Annotated in this window: 13 protein-coding genes and 2 pseudogenes; 9 read left to right on the top strand and 6 right to left on the bottom strand. The window is 61.7% G+C overall.

From position 1 onward, the window contains the following. The first annotated feature begins 67 nt into the window (after positions 1-67). A pseudogene (locus J7U39_RS21905) lies at positions 68-728 on the top strand (nitroreductase). Between the two features lie 82 nt (positions 729-810). Next, positions 811-1383, top strand: coding sequence for an NADPH-dependent FMN reductase (locus J7U39_RS21900; protein WP_210631883.1), 573 nt, complete (start codon positions 811-813; stop codon positions 1381-1383). A gap of 105 nt (positions 1384-1488) precedes the next feature. Here J7U39_RS21900 and J7U39_RS21895 read toward each other — a convergent pair whose 3' ends face one another. The 6 genes from J7U39_RS21895 to J7U39_RS21870 form a co-directional block, all read right to left on the bottom strand. After that, positions 1489-2676 carry a mandelate racemase/muconate lactonizing enzyme family protein gene (locus J7U39_RS21895; protein ID WP_210632204.1) on the bottom strand — a complete coding sequence of 396 codons (1188 nt, stop codon included), beginning with the start codon at positions 2674-2676 and terminating at the stop codon, positions 1489-1491. 12 nt (positions 2677-2688) lie between these two features. Then, entirely contained in the window at positions 2689-3906 is a 1218-nt protein-coding gene (locus J7U39_RS21890) for a mandelate racemase/muconate lactonizing enzyme family protein (protein WP_210631882.1), read from the bottom strand. After that, complete coding sequence (locus J7U39_RS21885; RefSeq protein ID WP_210631881.1) at positions 3903-5624, bottom strand: ABC transporter ATP-binding protein; 1722 nt, start codon at positions 5622-5624, stop codon at positions 3903-3905. Before J7U39_RS21885 ends, J7U39_RS21890 begins: the two co-directional genes overlap by 4 nt. 7 nt (positions 5625-5631) lie before the next feature. Next, positions 5632-6753, bottom strand: coding sequence for an ABC transporter permease (locus tag J7U39_RS21880; protein ID WP_210631880.1), 1122 nt, complete (start codon positions 6751-6753; stop codon positions 5632-5634). Positions 6754-6762: 9 nt separating this feature from the next. Next, entirely contained in the window at positions 6763-7749 is a 987-nt protein-coding gene (locus J7U39_RS21875) for an ABC transporter permease (protein ID WP_210631879.1), read from the bottom strand. Between the two features lie 115 nt (positions 7750-7864). Further along, a complete protein-coding gene (locus tag J7U39_RS21870; RefSeq protein ID WP_210631878.1) occupies positions 7865-9802 on the bottom strand; it encodes an ABC transporter substrate-binding protein in 1938 nt (645 codons plus the stop codon). Positions 9803-10173: 371 nt separating this feature from the next. On the opposite strand from J7U39_RS21870, the gene J7U39_RS21865 reads away from it, so the two are divergent. The 7 genes and pseudogenes from J7U39_RS21865 to J7U39_RS21835 all read left to right on the top strand — a co-directional run bounded on the left by J7U39_RS21865 (position 10174) and on the right by J7U39_RS21835 (position 16321). Continuing rightward, positions 10174-10887 carry a FadR/GntR family transcriptional regulator gene (locus J7U39_RS21865; RefSeq protein WP_210631877.1) on the top strand — a complete coding sequence of 238 codons (714 nt, stop codon included), beginning with the start codon at positions 10174-10176 and terminating at the stop codon, positions 10885-10887. 21 nt (positions 10888-10908) lie between these two features. Then, positions 10909-11739 (top strand): NAD(P)-dependent oxidoreductase, encoded by an 831-nt coding sequence (locus J7U39_RS21860; protein WP_210631876.1) that lies wholly within the window; start codon positions 10909-10911, stop codon positions 11737-11739. Beyond that, positions 11736-12611, top strand: coding sequence for an SMP-30/gluconolactonase/LRE family protein (locus J7U39_RS21855; RefSeq protein ID WP_210631875.1), 876 nt, complete (start codon positions 11736-11738; stop codon positions 12609-12611). Before J7U39_RS21860 ends, J7U39_RS21855 begins: the two co-directional genes overlap by 4 nt. Positions 12612-12645: 34 nt before the next feature. Then, positions 12646-13590, top strand: a complete 945-nt coding sequence (locus J7U39_RS21850; protein WP_210631874.1) for a dihydrodipicolinate synthase family protein — start codon at positions 12646-12648, stop codon at positions 13588-13590. Positions 13591-13635: 45 nt separating this feature from the next. Continuing rightward, positions 13636-13904 (top strand): annotated as a pseudogene (locus J7U39_RS21845) (ABC transporter substrate-binding protein); the annotation flags it as partial. A gap of 180 nt (positions 13905-14084) precedes the next feature. Further along, complete coding sequence (locus J7U39_RS32270) at positions 14085-15179, top strand: hypothetical protein (RefSeq protein ID WP_210632203.1); 1095 nt, start codon at positions 14085-14087, stop codon at positions 15177-15179. 224 nt (positions 15180-15403) lie between these two features. Then, on the top strand, positions 15404-16321 hold the full coding sequence (locus J7U39_RS21835) for a DMT family transporter (RefSeq protein ID WP_210631873.1): 918 nt from the start codon (positions 15404-15406) through the stop codon (positions 16319-16321). Positions 16322-16397: the final 76 nt, after the last annotated feature.

Here is a 16397-nt window from a genome sequence, read left to right as displayed (position 1 = left end):
CCATTGCGAATGGAGATAATGAACCACATCAGAAACGGAACGAACGGCCCGGCGCACGGAGGCGATCATGGACGTATATGAGGCAGTCACAAGCCGACGGTCGGTGCGCGGATTCAGGGACCAGCCTGTGGCGATGGAGATACTTGAGCGCGTGCTGGCCGCCGCTGCCTGGTCGCCGTCAGGATCGAACATCCAGCCGTGGAATACCTACGTGATGACCGGTGCGCCGCTGGCCGAACTCAAGACGTCAGCCGTCGAGCGCGTTGCCCATGGCGACGCCTGGGACAAGCGGCAGTATGAGATGTATCCGTCGGTGCTGAAGCCCCCCTACGACGAGCGCCGCTCCGCCTTCGGCAAGGAGCGCTACAGCGCGCTCGGCATTGCGCGAGGACTGGGAGGCGCGCCAGCGGGCAGCAATCGCCAACTGGAATTGCTTCGGCGCGCCCGTCGCCCTGTCCTGCTAAATCGACCGTGACCTGGGTCTGCCCCAATGAGGCCGACGTCGGCATGTATCTGCAGACGGTCATGTTGCTGCTCCGCGCCGAAGGACTGCACAGTTGCCCGCAGATGGCGTGGTCGCAGGTGCGCGAGACGGTCGCCGAGGTCCTGTCGCCGCCCGATGGGCTGATCCTCTTCTGCGGCATGTCGATCGGCTACGAAGACCCTGCGGTTACGCCCGTACGGGCCGCGCCCCGCTGGCCGAAACGGTCACGTTCATCGACGAATAGTTGCTTGCACTCAAAGGACAGAGACCCCGTCGAGAATTCCGCGTATGATGGTCCCTTATCATGCGGGATACTGGAGAACGCCATGACCACGCATAAAGTAGGCTATCTTATCGGCAGCCTCGCCAAGGGCTCGATCAACCGCAAGCTCGCCAAGGCGTTGGTGCGCGTCGCCCCGCCGGAACTTGAAATGTCAGAGATCTCCTTCAAGGACCTGCCACTCTATAGCTACGATTACGACGCCGACTACCCTCCGGCCGGCAGAGCATTCAAGGCGGCAATCGCGGCCGTCGACGCAGTACTGTTCGTGACGCCCGAATATAATCGATCCATCCCCGGCGGGCTGAAAAACGCAATCGACTGGGCGAGCCGCCCTTACGGGACCAACTCGTTCACACGCAAGCCGTCGGCGGTGATCGGCACGTCGCCGGGCGCTATAGGCACAGCCGTCGCCCAGCAGAATTTGCGCAGCGTGCTCAGTTTCTGCAACTCTCCGCAGATGAATGCTCCAGAAGCCTACATCCAATTCACGCCGGGGCTGATTACTGATGACGGCGAGGTCACGAACGCCAGCACCGCCGATTTCCTTCGAACGTTCATGCAGGACTTCCACGTCTTCATCGCGAGGGTTCGCTCAGTGTTGCCGAAAGACGCCTAGAGGCGCTTGGAATGGGATGGCGATGTTCCTGCAATGCCTGCAAACGTCGCCGCGCAGGAGCGGCCGCGTCATCCGGCGGCCAGCTCCGATTAGTGTGTGAAGCCCTCAGGCGAAGGCATAAGAGCCGTCCGGCCGCTTCGGCACGCGCCGTTGCCAATGGATATAGCCTTCCTCCTGCATTGCCTTCTCGTCCATTTCGACGCCCCAGCCCGGCCGGTCGGGGCGCAGTTCGAGATGGCCATCCCTCGGCAGATAGGGGTCGACGACATAGCGGGTTTCCCCCTGCCGCTTCTCGATGTCGAGGCCGCCATAGACATAGGCCTGGCCTTTTGGCAGCCGGTATTCGAGGATGCGGAAATTCTGGGCCGCGGCCGAAAAATGCACATTGACCGCCGTTGCCAGCGGCCCCATCGGGTTGTGTGGAGCAATGCCGACGAAATAGGCTTCGGCAAGCGTGGCGATGCGGCGCATTTCGCTGATGCCGCCAACGACGCAAATGTCGGGCTGGATCAGGTCGGCGCCCTTGACCTGCAGCAGCCGCAGGAATTCGTTCCTGTTATAGAGCGACTCGCCGGTGGCCAGGACGCAGTTGAGCCCCTGTTTCAGGTCGCCCCAGGCCTCGATGTTCTCTGGACGCAGCGGCTCTTCGTAGAACAGCGGATCATAGGGCGCCAGCGCATTGCCGAGTTGCCTTGCGGCGATCGGTTCGAAAATCTTGGCATGAGCATCGAAGGCAATCTCGTATTCGTCATTGACCGTCTCGCGAAGCGAGCGGAAATAGTCGGCCGAGGCTTTTACGACATTGCCCCAGCGATGGGCATGCATGTCGATACGCCAGGGGCTGAGTTTGAAGGCGGTGAAGCCCCATTCCTCCTTGAGGCGATCGAACTCGTCGCGGGCGGCGGGCGCGTCGGGGGCGGTATAGACCCCGGCATAGACCTTGATGCGGTCGCGGACCTCGCCCCCCAGCAGCTTGTAGACCGGGACATTCGCGGCCTTGGCCGCCAAATCCCACAGGCAATGGTCGAGCGCGGAAATCGCGGCAAGGCCGAGTGCACCCGGCGGGAAGCGGCTTTGCTGGATCAGCAGGTTGACGAGATAATCGACGCGTGTCGGGTCCTGGCCGGAGAGAAAGCCGTAGAGATAATCGAGCAGCGGCGGCAGCGCCTTATCGGGGCCGTGATTGTAGCATTCGCCCCAGCCCGTCAGGCCGTCGTCGGTATCGAGCGCGACGATCACGCGGGGTCGGTCCTTGTCGCGGGTCATGAACACCCGCATGCGGTCGATCTTCATCATTCTGTCCTTCTAGCGATTGAAATAACTGCGGCGCGCCACGCGCGTCTGCACGTAGAGATGCTCGTCGTAGGTTCCGGGATTGTAGGAACCGGCGGCCTCCGGCACGGGAACGGAGACGTTGCCGCCGCTCGGAAAGCGGGCGACGAATTCCTCGTCGATATCGCAGCCAAGCCCGGGGGCGTCGGGAACGGTGATCATCCCGTCCACCTGCTTTGGATGCGGCACGATCGTCTGGCGGCGGCCGTCCCAGTCATCGTCGAGCCGCTCGAGGATGAGCGCGTTCGGAATGGCGGCCAACAGATGCAAGGCTGCATATTCCGCCACCGGTCCGAGCGAGCCTGAATGCGGTGCCATCTGGATATGATGGGCTTCGGCCATGGCCGCGATCTTCTTCATCTGGGTGATGCCGCCGGCTCGGCCGGTATCGGGCTGAATTACGTCGACCAGCTCTCTTTCGATGAGCTCGCGCTCGCCAAAGATGGTCGCCGAACGTTCGCCGGCGGCAAGCGGCACATGAGCGGCGTCGCGAATGCGCTGGTAGCCTTCGAGATTGTCGGGCGCGATCGGATCTTCCACCCACATCAGCTCATAGGGTTCGAGCGCCCGCACCAGGCGGCAGGCGTCCGCAGGGGTCAGCCATGGCGGCCCGTGCAGGTCGATGGCGACGTCCATATCGTCGCCGACCGCCTCGCGCAGTGCTGCGACCTTGCGAACCGGATCGGCCACGCCACCGCACTTGATCGCCTTTATGCCGCGCTGTTTGACCGCAAGCGCGCGTTCGGGCGTATTGGCATGCGAATAGATCGGGATCTTGTCGCGCACCTTGCCGCCGAGCAACATCCAGACCGGCACGCCGAGCGCCTTGCCCTTGATGTCCCAGAGCGCCATGTCGATGCCGGTCATCGCGCCGCCTCCGACGGTGCCGAGCATGCCGTGACCCATCATTGCGATATGCAACTTCTGCCACAGACGTTCGATATGGGCGGGATCTTCGCCGATCAGGAGAGGCGCCAGATCATGGATCGCCGTCTCGATCACCCTCGGCCAGCCGGAGCATTCGCCGATGCCGGTGATGCCTTCATCGGTGTCGATCTTCAAAAACAGCCAATTTCTCGTGCCCCGCAGCTGCGTGGATGCACCGTCTCCCGACCGCTCATCCGAGGCCCATTTCGAAGGGTCTGGCTGACCGGCGTGCATGAGAAATGTTCTTATGCCGGTGATCCTCATCGCTGAGCGCTCCCGTTCTTGAGAGTGTCGGGAGCGATATAGCGGAAGCGCCGCGAACGGTCGCGGTCACGTGGATCGGGGCGCGGAATGGCCGATATCAGCGCTTGCGTGTAAGCATGCTCGGGCGTGCGGCAGACCTTCTCCGCCTCACCGATTTCGACGAGCTGACCCTTATACATGACGCCGACGCGGTCGCACATATAGCGGATCACGCCGATATCATGGCTGATGAAGATATAGGCGAGGCCGAGTTCGTCCTGCAGGCGCATCAGGAGATCGAGCACCTGCGAGCGCACGGAGACGTCAAGCGCCGAGGTCGCCTCATCGGCAACGATGACCCGCGGATTGAGGGTGATGGCGCGGGCGATGCCGATGCGCTGGCGCTGGCCGCCGGAGAAGGCATGCGGGTAGCGTTCGCGCGCCCTCGGATCGAGGCCGACCTGCTCCATCAGGTGGCAGACGCGCTCGTCGAGCGCCCTCCCCTTGGCGATGCCGTTGACGAGCAAGGGTTCGCCGATGATCTGGGAGACGGTCATGCGTGGATTGAGGGAGCCGAAGGGATCCTGGAACACCATGCGCAATTCGCGGCGCGCGGCAGCAAGCGTCTGCCCTTTTGCCGTTGCCAGGTCGATGATGCCGCCATCGGCGCGGCGATAGAGGATTTCCCCGGCGGTTGGATCGAGCAGCCGCATAATCGAGCGACCCATGGTCGTCTTACCGGATCCGCTCTCCCCGACAATGCCAAGGGTTTCGCCCGGCAGCAGCGAAATGGAGACGTCGTCGAGTGCTTTTACCTCGCCGAAATCCATCGAAAGATTACGCAATTGCAGGATCGGCGCCGCCGTCCGATCGAGCGGCGCCCGCGCCAGGCGAATCTCGGCCTTCTGCTCAAGCTTCAGCACGGAGCCGATCAACATGCGGGTATAGTCGTCTTTCGGGGCGTGAAAGATCTGCTCGACCGGTGCATATTCCTTGGCAACGCCATTGTGCATCACAAGCACATCGTCGGCGATCTGCGCCACGACGCCCATATCATGCGTGATGAACAGAACGGCCATTCCGTTGGCCTTCTGCAGCCGGGCGATCAGGTCGAGAATCTCGGCCTGCGTCGTCACGTCGAGGGCCGTGGTCGGCTCGTCGGCGATCAGCAGCTGCGGCTTGCAAGCGAGCGCCATGGCTATCATCGCGCGCTGGCGCATGCCGCCGGAATATTGGAAGGCATATCGATCCAGCGCTTTCTCAGGGGCAGGAATTTCAACCTGTTTGAGCAGCGATATGGCTTCCGCTCGCGCTTCGGCCTTGCTCATCCTGGTGTGAAGGCGAAGCGCCTCGATGATCTGGTTGCCGACGGTGTGGATGGGCGACAGCGACGACATCGGCTCCTGGAAGATCATCGCGATATCGCGGCCGCGGATCGCCCGGATCTGGCGCCCGCGCGGATTGAGGCTGGTCAGATCTATGGAGCCGCCCTTCGGGTGGTTCAATGTGATCGAACCGCCGGCGATCCGGCCGGGCGCGTCGACAATCTGCAGGATCGAGCGCGCCGTCACCGACTTTCCGGATCCGCTTTCACCCACCACGCAGAGCGTCTTGCCCGGCTCGATTGTAAAGGACAGGTCGCTGACGGCGCGAAAGACGCCGGTGCGCAGGGGGAACTCGACGGTGAGGTTTTTCACCTCGAGCAGCGGCCTGCCGGCAATGGGAACGATGTCGGTCATGCCGGCCTCATTTGTTGTAGGGATCGGCCGCGTCGCGCAGACCGTCGCCGAGGAGATTGAGCGCCATGACGGCGACCACGACCGCGCAGCCCGGCAGGAAGAGCCAGGGCGCCGTGGCGATCGAGCGAATGTTCTGGGCCTCGCGCAGCAGCACGCCCCAGGAAATGGTCGGCGGCTGCAGCCCGAGCCCGAGGAAGGACAGAGAGGTTTCAGCCAGGATCATCGCCGGCACTGCGAGGGTGATCGAAGCAATGATATGGCTCGCAAAGCTCGGCAGCATGTGGCGAAAGATGATGCGGCCTTCACGAACGCCATCCAGTCTGGCGGCCGCGACGAATTCCTCGGTTCGCAGGGATAGGAAGCGGCCGCGAACGACGCGGGCAAGCTGGGCCCAGCCGGTCAGCGACAGGATGATCGTGATCATCATATATTGCAGCGTCGCCGGCCAATCCTGCGGCAGGGCGGCAGCCATGGCGAGCCAGATCGGTATCGTCGGCAGCGACAGCACGAAGTCGATTACACGCTGCATGAAGAAATCGATGCGGCCGCCGTAATATCCCGAGATGCCGCCGATCACGATACCGAGCATCAATGACAGGAAGACGCCGACGAGGCCGATCGACAGCGAGACCTGCGAACCCTGAACCGTCCGGCTGAAAACATCGCGCCCCAGCCGGTCGGCGCCGAAGAGAAGCAACGGCGTCGTCTTGTCGGGCGAGGCGATCAGATGGATGTTGGTCTTGAACAGGCCAAACACGGAATATTCATAGCCGCGCCCGAAGAACTGGACGTCGACGCGCTTCGTCGTGTCTTCCTTGAAGATGGCGGCGAGCGTTTCCGGATCGCGGCTCAGCTTCATCGGATAATAGTGCGGACCGAAGGAAAATCCGTTCTCGGTATCGATCAGATGCAATTTCTGCGGCGGGTGGAAGGTCGCCCGCGCATTTTGCAGGTTCGGATCGTTGATGGTGAAGAAGCCCGGAACCAGGGCAACGATGTACATCATCACGGTGACGACGAGCGCCACCATGGCCAGTTTGTGGCGGCGAAAAGCCCACCAGATCAGCTGCCACTGCGATGCGACGGCGGCGCGATCCGGCTGAATGTTTGTAACGGCGATGTCGGCCATATCAGGCTCCTATTCCAACCGGATGCGGGGATCGACCAGCGCAAGCAGGATGTCGCTGATCAGAGAGCCTATCAGCGTCAGCGCGCAAATCAGCAGAACGAAGGCGCCGGCCAGATACATGTCCTGGGCCATCAGTGCCTGCAGCAGCAAGGGGGCGGCCGTCGGCAGGTTGAGGACGATGGCGACGACGACCGAGCCGGAGATGAGATTGGGCAGTAGCCAGGCAATCGTCGAGATGAACGGATTGAGCGCGATCATCATCGGATATTTCATCAGCAGGCGGAATTCCGAGAGCCCCTTTGCCCGTGCCGTCGTCACGTAAGGCTTCGGCAGCTCGTCGAGCATGTTTGCGCGCATGACGCGGATGAGGCTCGCCGTCGAGGAGACGGCAAGGATGACGACGGGAAGCCAGAGATGCGAGAAGAGATCGCCCATCTTGGCAAAGCTCCAGGGCGCATTCTCATATTGTGGCGAAAACAATCCACCGACGTCCTGGCCGAATTCGACCGCTGCGATATACATCAGCACCAGCGCCAGGAGGAAGGACGGAACGGCCAGACCGAAGAAGGTGAAGGCGGTGAAGAAATAGTCGCCGATCGAGTATTTGCGCACCGCGGAAAAGACGCCGATCGGAAGAGCAATCGCCCAGGTGGCGATCAATGTCGAAAGAGCGAGAACCAGGGTCAGCGCCATGCGCTCCCAGATCAGATCCGACACCGGCTGCTGCCATTCGAAGGAAATGCCGAAATCGCCGCGCGAGAGGATGCCCCAGATCCATTTGAAATATTGGATGAGCATCGGGTCATCGAGTCCGAAGCGTTCACGCAATTGTGCCGCGGTGTTCTGATCGACGATCTCGTTGGAAGCCGCCAGCGTCGCAATATAGGTCGTGACGTAATCGCCCGGCGGCAGCTGGATCAGCACGAAAGCGAGGAAGCTGACGGCAAAGAGCGATGGAATCATCCACAGCAAACGTTTGGCGATAAAGACCAGCATGGGCGCCTCTTGCATTGAGTACCGCCCTCGGGGCTAACCGGCTCTCATCGCCGGCAAGGCATCGGAAGGCGAACCGAAGAAAGCGCCGTACCGTCGGTACGGCGCTCGATCAAAATCAGCTCGTGAAGGTGAACTGCTGCGGCATCGCAGGTCCCGGATTGGGCCAGGACCAGCTATCCGGCTGCTTCTCGGGAACATTGCGCAGATTATTGCGGATGATGCCGAAGCCGCCAACGGCGAGGCAAAGTCCGACGGTCTCGAATTCCTCCGCGGCGATGTCGAAGATCTGCTTCATGATCGCGCCGCGTTTGTCGAGATCGGCCGTCGAACGCGCTTCGTCGAACAGCTTCATGCGCTTCTTCTGGCTTTCCGGCGGCTCCTCGCCGCGCGCGCCGTTAGACGTATACCAGAGCGTCCACGGAATGGCGTAACGCGAACCCTGCGGATGGAAAGCGAAGAAATCGCGCGGGTCAAGCATCGGATCGAGACCACCCGGCCCCGGCCACACCTGCGCATCATGGGCATTATCGTCGCCGCGGGTATAATAGAGGGCCCGCTCGATCGTATTGACCTTCATGTCGATGCCGATCTGCGACCAATGCGTCTTGACCAGCTCCAGGGCATCGACGAGATCGGGATAAAGCGTCGGAATGACGTCGACCGCGAAGAACACCTTCTGACCGTCGGGCCGAACGCGAAATCCGTCCGGCCCCTTCTTATAACCGGCCTGATCAAGCATCGCGCCTGCCTTTTCAGGATCATATTCGGTGAATTGGCGCGCATATTTCTCATGATACCACGGATGGGTCGGACGCGGCCCGGCCTGGTAGGGCTCGCTCTGCCCGAAATAGACGATATCGATAAGCTCCGGGCGATTGATGCCGATCGAGAGCGCCTGCCGGAATGACTTGTCCGCAAACATCTTGCGCATGGCAGGATCTTTGTGGGTGATGTTGAAGTAGATCTGGCACTGCTGCGAGGCCGAAGGCACGAGCGTCAGCAGGCGATAATCGCCCTTCTGCATGTTCTGGGAAAGCGTCGGCTTGTTGGCCAGCACGCTGATGTGACGTTCCTGAATATCGATCTTGCCCGAGATGACGTTCAGCATCAGCGATTCGACGTCCTGGGAAATGCCGAAATTGATCTCATCGATGTAGGGAAGCTGGTTGCCTGCCGTATCGACCTGCCAGAAATAGGGGTTCCGGGCCATGACGACGCGCGTGGCGCCGCCGACATAAGGCTCACTGACGACCCAGGGATCGAGGGTCGGCTTGTCGACATTGCCCCAGCGTGTCGGGATCTCGATGTCACCGCAGCGGCTGCGGAAGAGCTCCGTCCAGCTGGTGACGCCCGCCTTCTTCGCATCGGCCTCGATATTGGGATTGTATTTCGGCAGGAACTGGCTGCAGTAATGCTTCGGGAAGAGCGTCGGATGCTGGCCGAGCGGCGTGGCGAGATTTTCGAGGTAAAGCGCGTTCGCCGCCGCAAAGGTGAACTTCACCGTATAATCGTCGATCTTCTCGACGGTGACCGGCTTGCCGGCGACAGCAAGCTGCGCCGGTGTCGAACTGTAGAGTTCGGTGTTCTTGACGCAGTCTTCGATCGCGAAAACGACGTCGTCGGCGGTAAAGGGATGACCGTCTGACCAGCGCACGCCTTCGATCAGATGGAAGGTGAATTGCGTTGCGTCGTCGCTGACTTCCCAGCGCTCGGCAAGGTTCGGCTGCACGGCGGTGAATTCCAGATTCCAGCGCACGAGGCTCTGGTTGCCGACCATGCGCAGGATGCCGTTATGGTCGGATGAACCGCGCAGGCCGCGGCGCAACGTGCCGCCATAGGTGCCGACCTTCTCGAACGGCGTTACCACCATCGGCTTCTTCGGCAGGCGCTCGGCCAGCGGCGGCAATTTGCCGTCCTTGACCAGTTGCGCCAGCGCAGGCGCTTCGCCGCCGGCGGCGAAGGCGCGACCGGCGATGGACAGTGCTGCAGCACCAGCCATGCCGCCGAGAACGGCGCGGCGGGTGACACCGCGAGACAGAATTTCATTGGGCATCGATTCCTCCCCTTTTATGCCGGCACAGGCTTGTCCCGGCTGGTGCGGCGGGCTCCCGACCTGCCGTTTTGCGCCCTCCTCGGCGCTGGAACGAAACCATAGACACGTTCTCAAATGATTACAAGAGTTGACAGATAATTACAGATTCGATAGCACATGCCGTATCAGACACAACGCCAAGCCGTTGGCAATCCTGCGTTGGATAGAGAAAGAAGACAGATCTGTCAGAAGCTGTATACAGGCCGCATCGCGGCCGGTGACGGCGCGGCGCCATCCCGGCGCATGGTCGAGAAGGCATATCCGGCTTCTGCTCGCCGGGCGAAGAGCCGACGGGGCGAATTTGCCACTTGGCGGGGGAGAAAAGAGCGATAATGACGTTTGCACTTGATGCCGTTTCGAACCGGGGCGCAACGCGCTTCAGCGACATCATCTACGAGAAGATCGTGGGGATGATCGCGGACGGCAATTTCCCTGTCAACGAGCGGCTGCCGTCGGAGACCAGGCTTGCAGCCGATTTCGGCGCATCGAGACCCGTCGTGCGCGAAGCGCTCGAACGCCTGAGAGCCGATGGCCTCGTCGTTTCCCGCAAGGGCTCTGGCTCCTATGTCCGGCAGCGGCCGGATTCGTCGATGCTGAAAATGGTCCCGGTCGGCTCGCTTGCCGATGTCCAGCGGTTCTTCGAATTCCGCGCCGGCCTCGAGGCCGAAGCTGCGGAGCTTGCCGCGCGAAACTGGCAGCCGGCCGACAAGGAGCGGATCACTGAGGCGCTTCTTGCAATCGAACAATGTTTGAGGAACGGCGAACTCGGCGCCGACGAAGACCAGGCCCTGCACGACGCGATCGCGATGGCGACGGGAAATCAGTTTCACATCACCGTGCGTGAATGGTTCAAGCCGCATTTCGCCATCGGCCATTCCGTAACGCGAAGCCTGAGCCTGAAACGGACTCCGGAGCAGATCCGCAGCGTTCAGGACGAGCATGCGGTCATCGTAGAGGCGATCTTCGCACGTCGGGAAATCGAAGCGCACGACGCGATGAAGAGACACATACTGAATGCGCGCGCCCGCATGTTCCAGGGGGTTTGAGCGACAATGGGAGGAAGGACGATGAGACGGATCGCCATAACGGGTGCCGCCGGACGTGTCGGGACGCTGTTGCGCCCGTTCCTCCGGCAGCATGCGGAGCATGTCCGCTTGATCGATATTCGCGAGCCTGTGGACCTGGCCGGAAATGAAAGCTTCGTCCGCGCCGATCTGTCGAAGCTCGAAGAGGTAACGGCCGCTTTGCGCGGCGTCGACGGCGTCGTTCATCTCGCCGGCATCGCCAGCGGCGTCGATATGAACGCTATTTTGCAGGCTAATGTCCTCGGCACCTACAATCTCTATGAGGCCGCCCGGATCAACAAGGTCGAGAGGATGGTCTACGCTTCCAGTAACCATGCGACCGGCTTTTATCCCCGCGGCGAGGTCATTTCACCGCTCGATCCCATGCGACCGGACAGCCCCTACGGGCTTTCCAAATGTTGGGGCGAACTGGTGGCGGGACTCTATTACGATACGTCGGGCATTCGCTCCCTATCCATCCGCATCGGCAATGCCGGCACCTATCCCAACAGCGAACGCACGATCGCAATCTGGATCAGCGCCCGGGATCTGGCGCAATTGGTGCGGATCGGCCTCACCCATCCGCAGATCGCCGCGACAGTCGTTTATGGCGTTTCCGATACCGACACGAAATGGTGGGACAACGATCTGGCGACGCGGCTTGGTTACCAGCCGCAGGACCGGCCGCGTGATCACGCCCATATCGAGGACGCAGCGGAGGGACGGGTCGCCCGCGCATTCCAGGGCGGCGGCTTCTGCGAATACAATCACGATGGCAGCATCCGCATGCGCGATGCCGAAGGCCTCGTCAAAGATCCGGAGACAGTCTCGTGACGGCACCCCGCATCGTTGAGCCGAAGATCCGTCCTGTCCTGCAGCAACCGCTGACGGTCGGTGAATCGCCGGTATGGGACGAGGAGACCGGCGCGCTCTGGCTCGTCGATATCCTGGCGCCGGCGCTCGTCCGGCTCTCGGCCGAAGGCAAAGCCGACCGCTTCGACATGCCTTCCGCGACCGGTTGCCTCGGACTATGCCGCGACGGCAGGATCGTTGTCGGACTCCAGACGGGCGTGCACCTCTTCGATCCCGTCTCCCGCCAGCTTGAATTTTTGTGCGATCCCGTGGGACGAGAGATGATCGGCCGCCTCAACGACGGCAAGGTCGGCCCCGATGGGCATTTCTGGGTCGGCTCGATCAGCGAGGCCAAGCCGCAGATGAATGACGCCGCGCTCTTCCGCGTCGGCGCCGACGGCAGCACGCGGACCGTCGCAACGGGGCTGACGAGTTCCAACGGCCTTGCCTGGTCGCCGGACGGCCGGCGGATGTATCACTCCGACAGCCGGCAGTGTTTTCTGCAAGCCTTCGATTTCAATCCCGAGACGGGCGAACTCGGCGGGGGACGCCGCCTTCGCAGTTTCACCGAAGAACAAGGCCGGCCGGACGGAGCGACCACCGATCGCGACGGTTTCTACTGGAGCGCCGGCGTCTCCGCCGGCCGCCTGAACAGAATATCGGCCGACGGCGAAATCGTTGAAATCTACATTCTGCCGGTCGCAGCACCGACAATGCCGTGTTTCGGAGGCCCTGATCTCAGCACCCTCTACGTCACGAGCCTGTCGAGCGACCGCACCGGACGTCTCGAGGCGGGGACGGTCATTGCCTTCGATGTCGATGCGGAGGGGCTGCCGCCCTTCCGGTTCGGCTGACGATCACTGGAAGAAGAGCCAACGGGGGAGAAAAATGAGCATCGCGATCATGCGCAAGGCGCTTAGGGGCGTGTCGGGCGTTCCCGTCACGGCTTATGATGCCGGGGGCGAAGTCGAGCCCCGGATTACCGCGAAGGTCTATGCGCGGGTGGCCGCGGCCGGCATTCACAACATCGTCGCGGCCGGCAATACCGGAGAATTTTATGCCCTGACGCCGCAAGAGATCCGGATCGTCCACGAGGCGGCGGTATCGGGTGTGGATAGCCGGGCGCCGGTGACGGCGGCGATCGGCCGGTCGCTGCGCGAAGCGACCGGCATGGCCAGGGATGCGGCCGCGATCGGCGCCTCCGCGGTCATGTCGCATCAGCCGGTCGATCCCTTCGCGGCGCCGTCGGCCCAGATCGATTATTTCTGCAATCTCGCCGATGCATCCACTCTGCCGCTCGTCGCTTACGTCAGGGCCGAGGGTTTCAGCGTCGCCGAGATCGTCCGCCTCGCCAATCACGGCAATATTGCCGGCATCAAGTTCGCCACGACAGATCTGATGCTGCTGGCGCGGGCGATCCCCGCCGCCGATCCCAAAGGCGCGTTGTTCGTGTGCGGCCTGGCGGAGAGCTGGGCGCCGACATTCACCGCGGCCGGCGCGCGCGGCTTCACCTCGGGCCTCGTCAACGTCGCGCCGAAGCTGTCGCTCGCCGTCCATGAAGCGCTTGAGAAAGGCGACTTCGCCGCGGCGAGAGCAATCGTCAACAAGCTCGAACCCTTCGAGCGGATGCGCACCAAGTTCCGCAACGGCGCGAACGTCACCGTCGTCAAAGAGGCCGTCACCTATTCCGGCCTCGATGTCGGCCCGGTACGCGTGCCAGGATTGCCGCGGCTCGACGCGCAGGATCGCGACGAGCTGCATCGGCTGCTTCGAGGCTGGGAGACCGAGGGCGATATCCAAACGGACCGGCAGGACGTGAAGACGGCCGGCTAATTCAAAACATCATTCCCGCAAGCAACAGGATTGGGAGGTCTTGAGATGCTGAAACAGCTACTGACGACGATCGCAATGACAGGCGCGCTGATGGCGGCGCAGCCGAGCCTGGCGGCATCGCCGCCAGCATGCTGTTAATCGGGACGAATCTGACAGGTATCCGCACGCTCGATCCGGCTCAGTACAACGCCCGCACGGTGTCCGAGCTGATCTCGAACCTCCACGACAATCTCGTGCAGCTGTCGCCTGATGACCTCAAGACCCTGAAACCGATGCTGGCGACGAAAACCGTCCCTCGATGGTCCGCCAGCGCACGACCCATGACACCCCCAGTTTTATGTGAAGATGTGCCGGTCTCGCGAGACAACCAGAGTGACATTTGGCCGGCGCACAATGTATCAGTGCGAACATTACTGCGAAGCTGTCACCCGCTTCGATCAAAATTCCTATCCGGCGTATTTCTCAGCTCGAATACTCGAAAGGCGTCCTCCCCCGTGCCTGCGCTCGTTCTTCCCAGCCGCCCTTTATCGCTTGCACCTGATGTGATCTCCACGCCGCGGGCTTACTTCTGGGCCACTCCCGTCATCGCGGCACTGGCGGTGTTTATGGTCACTTGGCAAGCGCCCGGCGTCATCAGGGATTTTCAGGTCAGCCAAAATCCGTTGACCCTTGAGAATGGTGACGTCCAAAATGGGAGATGCACGACACGCAAGCTCTTCTTTACGAACTGTGAGGCGCGCCTCGTCTACAGTTACGACGGACGCAACTACGACACGGAAGTCCAAGTGATGTTCGTCGATTTTCATACCGGCGATTATGAAACCGGCGTGGTGATCTCGGCCGACCATCCGGAATTGGCGACAATGAGCCTCGGTCTGGACAAGCTCTGGAACCGGATCATAACCCTCACCGTATTTGCCCTGTTTCTTGGCGGCATGAGCCTTGGAACACTGTTCCAGGCGTTGCGGATCTGGCGTGTTAAACGGCAGCTGCGCCAACCGGCGTTCTTGGATACCATACCGGTGGAAATTGCTGCGTTTGATCGCAAGCGCAACATTCTTTCCGTTACCTACAATGACAAGATCGCCAACGATCGGACAGGTCGATCAGCCTACACCCAGATGAAGGGAGGTCAGGAGCCTTTGATTGTGGGGGTGGCAAACGGCAAAGCCGTGGGCTTGGCGGTCCGGCATGGCAGGACAGCGCTGCCAGTGCTTCTGGATGATCGTCTGCAACGTATCGGGCTGACGGATGACGAGCGAAAGATTGCGCTTGCGCCATTCGCACAGCACGGCGGTGGACAGACTGTGCCGGTCTTGATCGGCAAGCGCGGGAAGACAATGTCGGTCGGCGCGCGGCTGCGGCTGTTTTTTGGCACCCTCCTCTTGATCCTCGCCGGCTTCATCGGTTTCTGGCTTTGGTACGTGACAAGTGCCAGCACACCTTTCCAGTCGCCGGGGATGGATATCAACAACCTCATGCCGACGCCGTTGAACAAATGGGGATGCCTTCAATTGCGGAAACGGTTCGGTCAGGATCGCGCCCCGTTCGGATGCGTTGCGGACGACTATACAAGCTGGAAATACTGAAGGCGGTCAGATCTCCGCGTTTACGCTCAACTCGACGGAAGTGACGAAGCCGAGAAAAAACAGCGCGCCCGTCGGGCTTGCGCTAGGGCACAGTCGCTCACCCTATCACCCATGTGAAATTCAACGCAGGTGTTTCAAACGGATGGTTGACATCGGCCGCGTTAAGGCCGAAGCCGCACGCACTCGGCCGTGCATGCGCGGCCGTCTTTGCGAGGATATGAGGAATGAAGACGAAGGCGACCGTCGCCAATGCCGGAAACCTGATCATGACGGGCGTCGTGCTGATGCTTCTCGGCGATCTGCTGTTTGCGTTGAACGATGCGATGGGCAAGTGGCTGGTGACGAGCTTTGCCGTCGGTCAGGTGTTGGTGATCCGTTCGGTCGGCGCTTTCATCCTGCTCGGGCCGATGATCCTGCGGCAGGGACCGATGGCGCTCTTCCGCGTCGAGCAGAAGGGCTTGCAGTTCATGCGGGTCGTCATGGCGACCGGCGATGTCGCACTGTTCTACGCCGCCGTCGCCTATCTGCCGCTCGCCGATGTCATGACCTTCTACATGGCCGGACCGATCTACATTGCGGCGCTCTCGCATTTCTTTCTCGGGGAAAAGATCGGCTGGCGCCGCTGGCTCGCCGTTCTGGTCGGTTTTGCCGGCGTCGTCATCGCGTTGCGTCCGTCGACGGCAATGCTGTCGCTTCCCTCCCTCTTCGGCCTCGCTGGCAGTTTGGCCTTTGCCCTATCGTTGGTGATGAGCCGCTATCTCCGCTCGACCAGCGACACCACGCTCGTGACATGGCAGACGGTTGCGGCGCTCGCCACCGGCATCGCACTCAGCATAGGCCACTGGCAGCCGGCAACACCCATCGACTGGTCAGGCATGCTGCTGCTCGGCATCGTCGCCACCTGCGCGCATCTGCTGATCACCCGCTCGCTGAAGCTCGCGCCAGCATCGCTGCTGGCGCCGCTGCAATATACGCTGCTGCTCTGGGCAATCGTGCTGGGCTATATCTTCTTCAACGATATTCCCGATATGCAGATCGTCGTCGGCGCCGCAATCATCGTCTTTGCCGGCCTGTTCATCTTCCACCGGAAGAACCTGAAGGAGACGGTGCCGGCGGAGGCCGTCCCCCCCGACGGCCATTGACGAACCGCATCGGCATTCAGGAATGCGTCTTGCCGGTAAGGATCTACTCTTGCTGGCGCTGCTCCGAATGGCACGG

The sequence above is a fragment of the Rhizobium sp. NLR16a genome, from assembly GCF_017948245.1.
Lineage (GTDB): Bacteria > Pseudomonadota > Alphaproteobacteria > Rhizobiales > Rhizobiaceae > Rhizobium.
The sequence above is the reverse complement of the archived record's forward strand: the minus strand, read 5'-3'. Positions and strand labels throughout refer to the sequence as shown.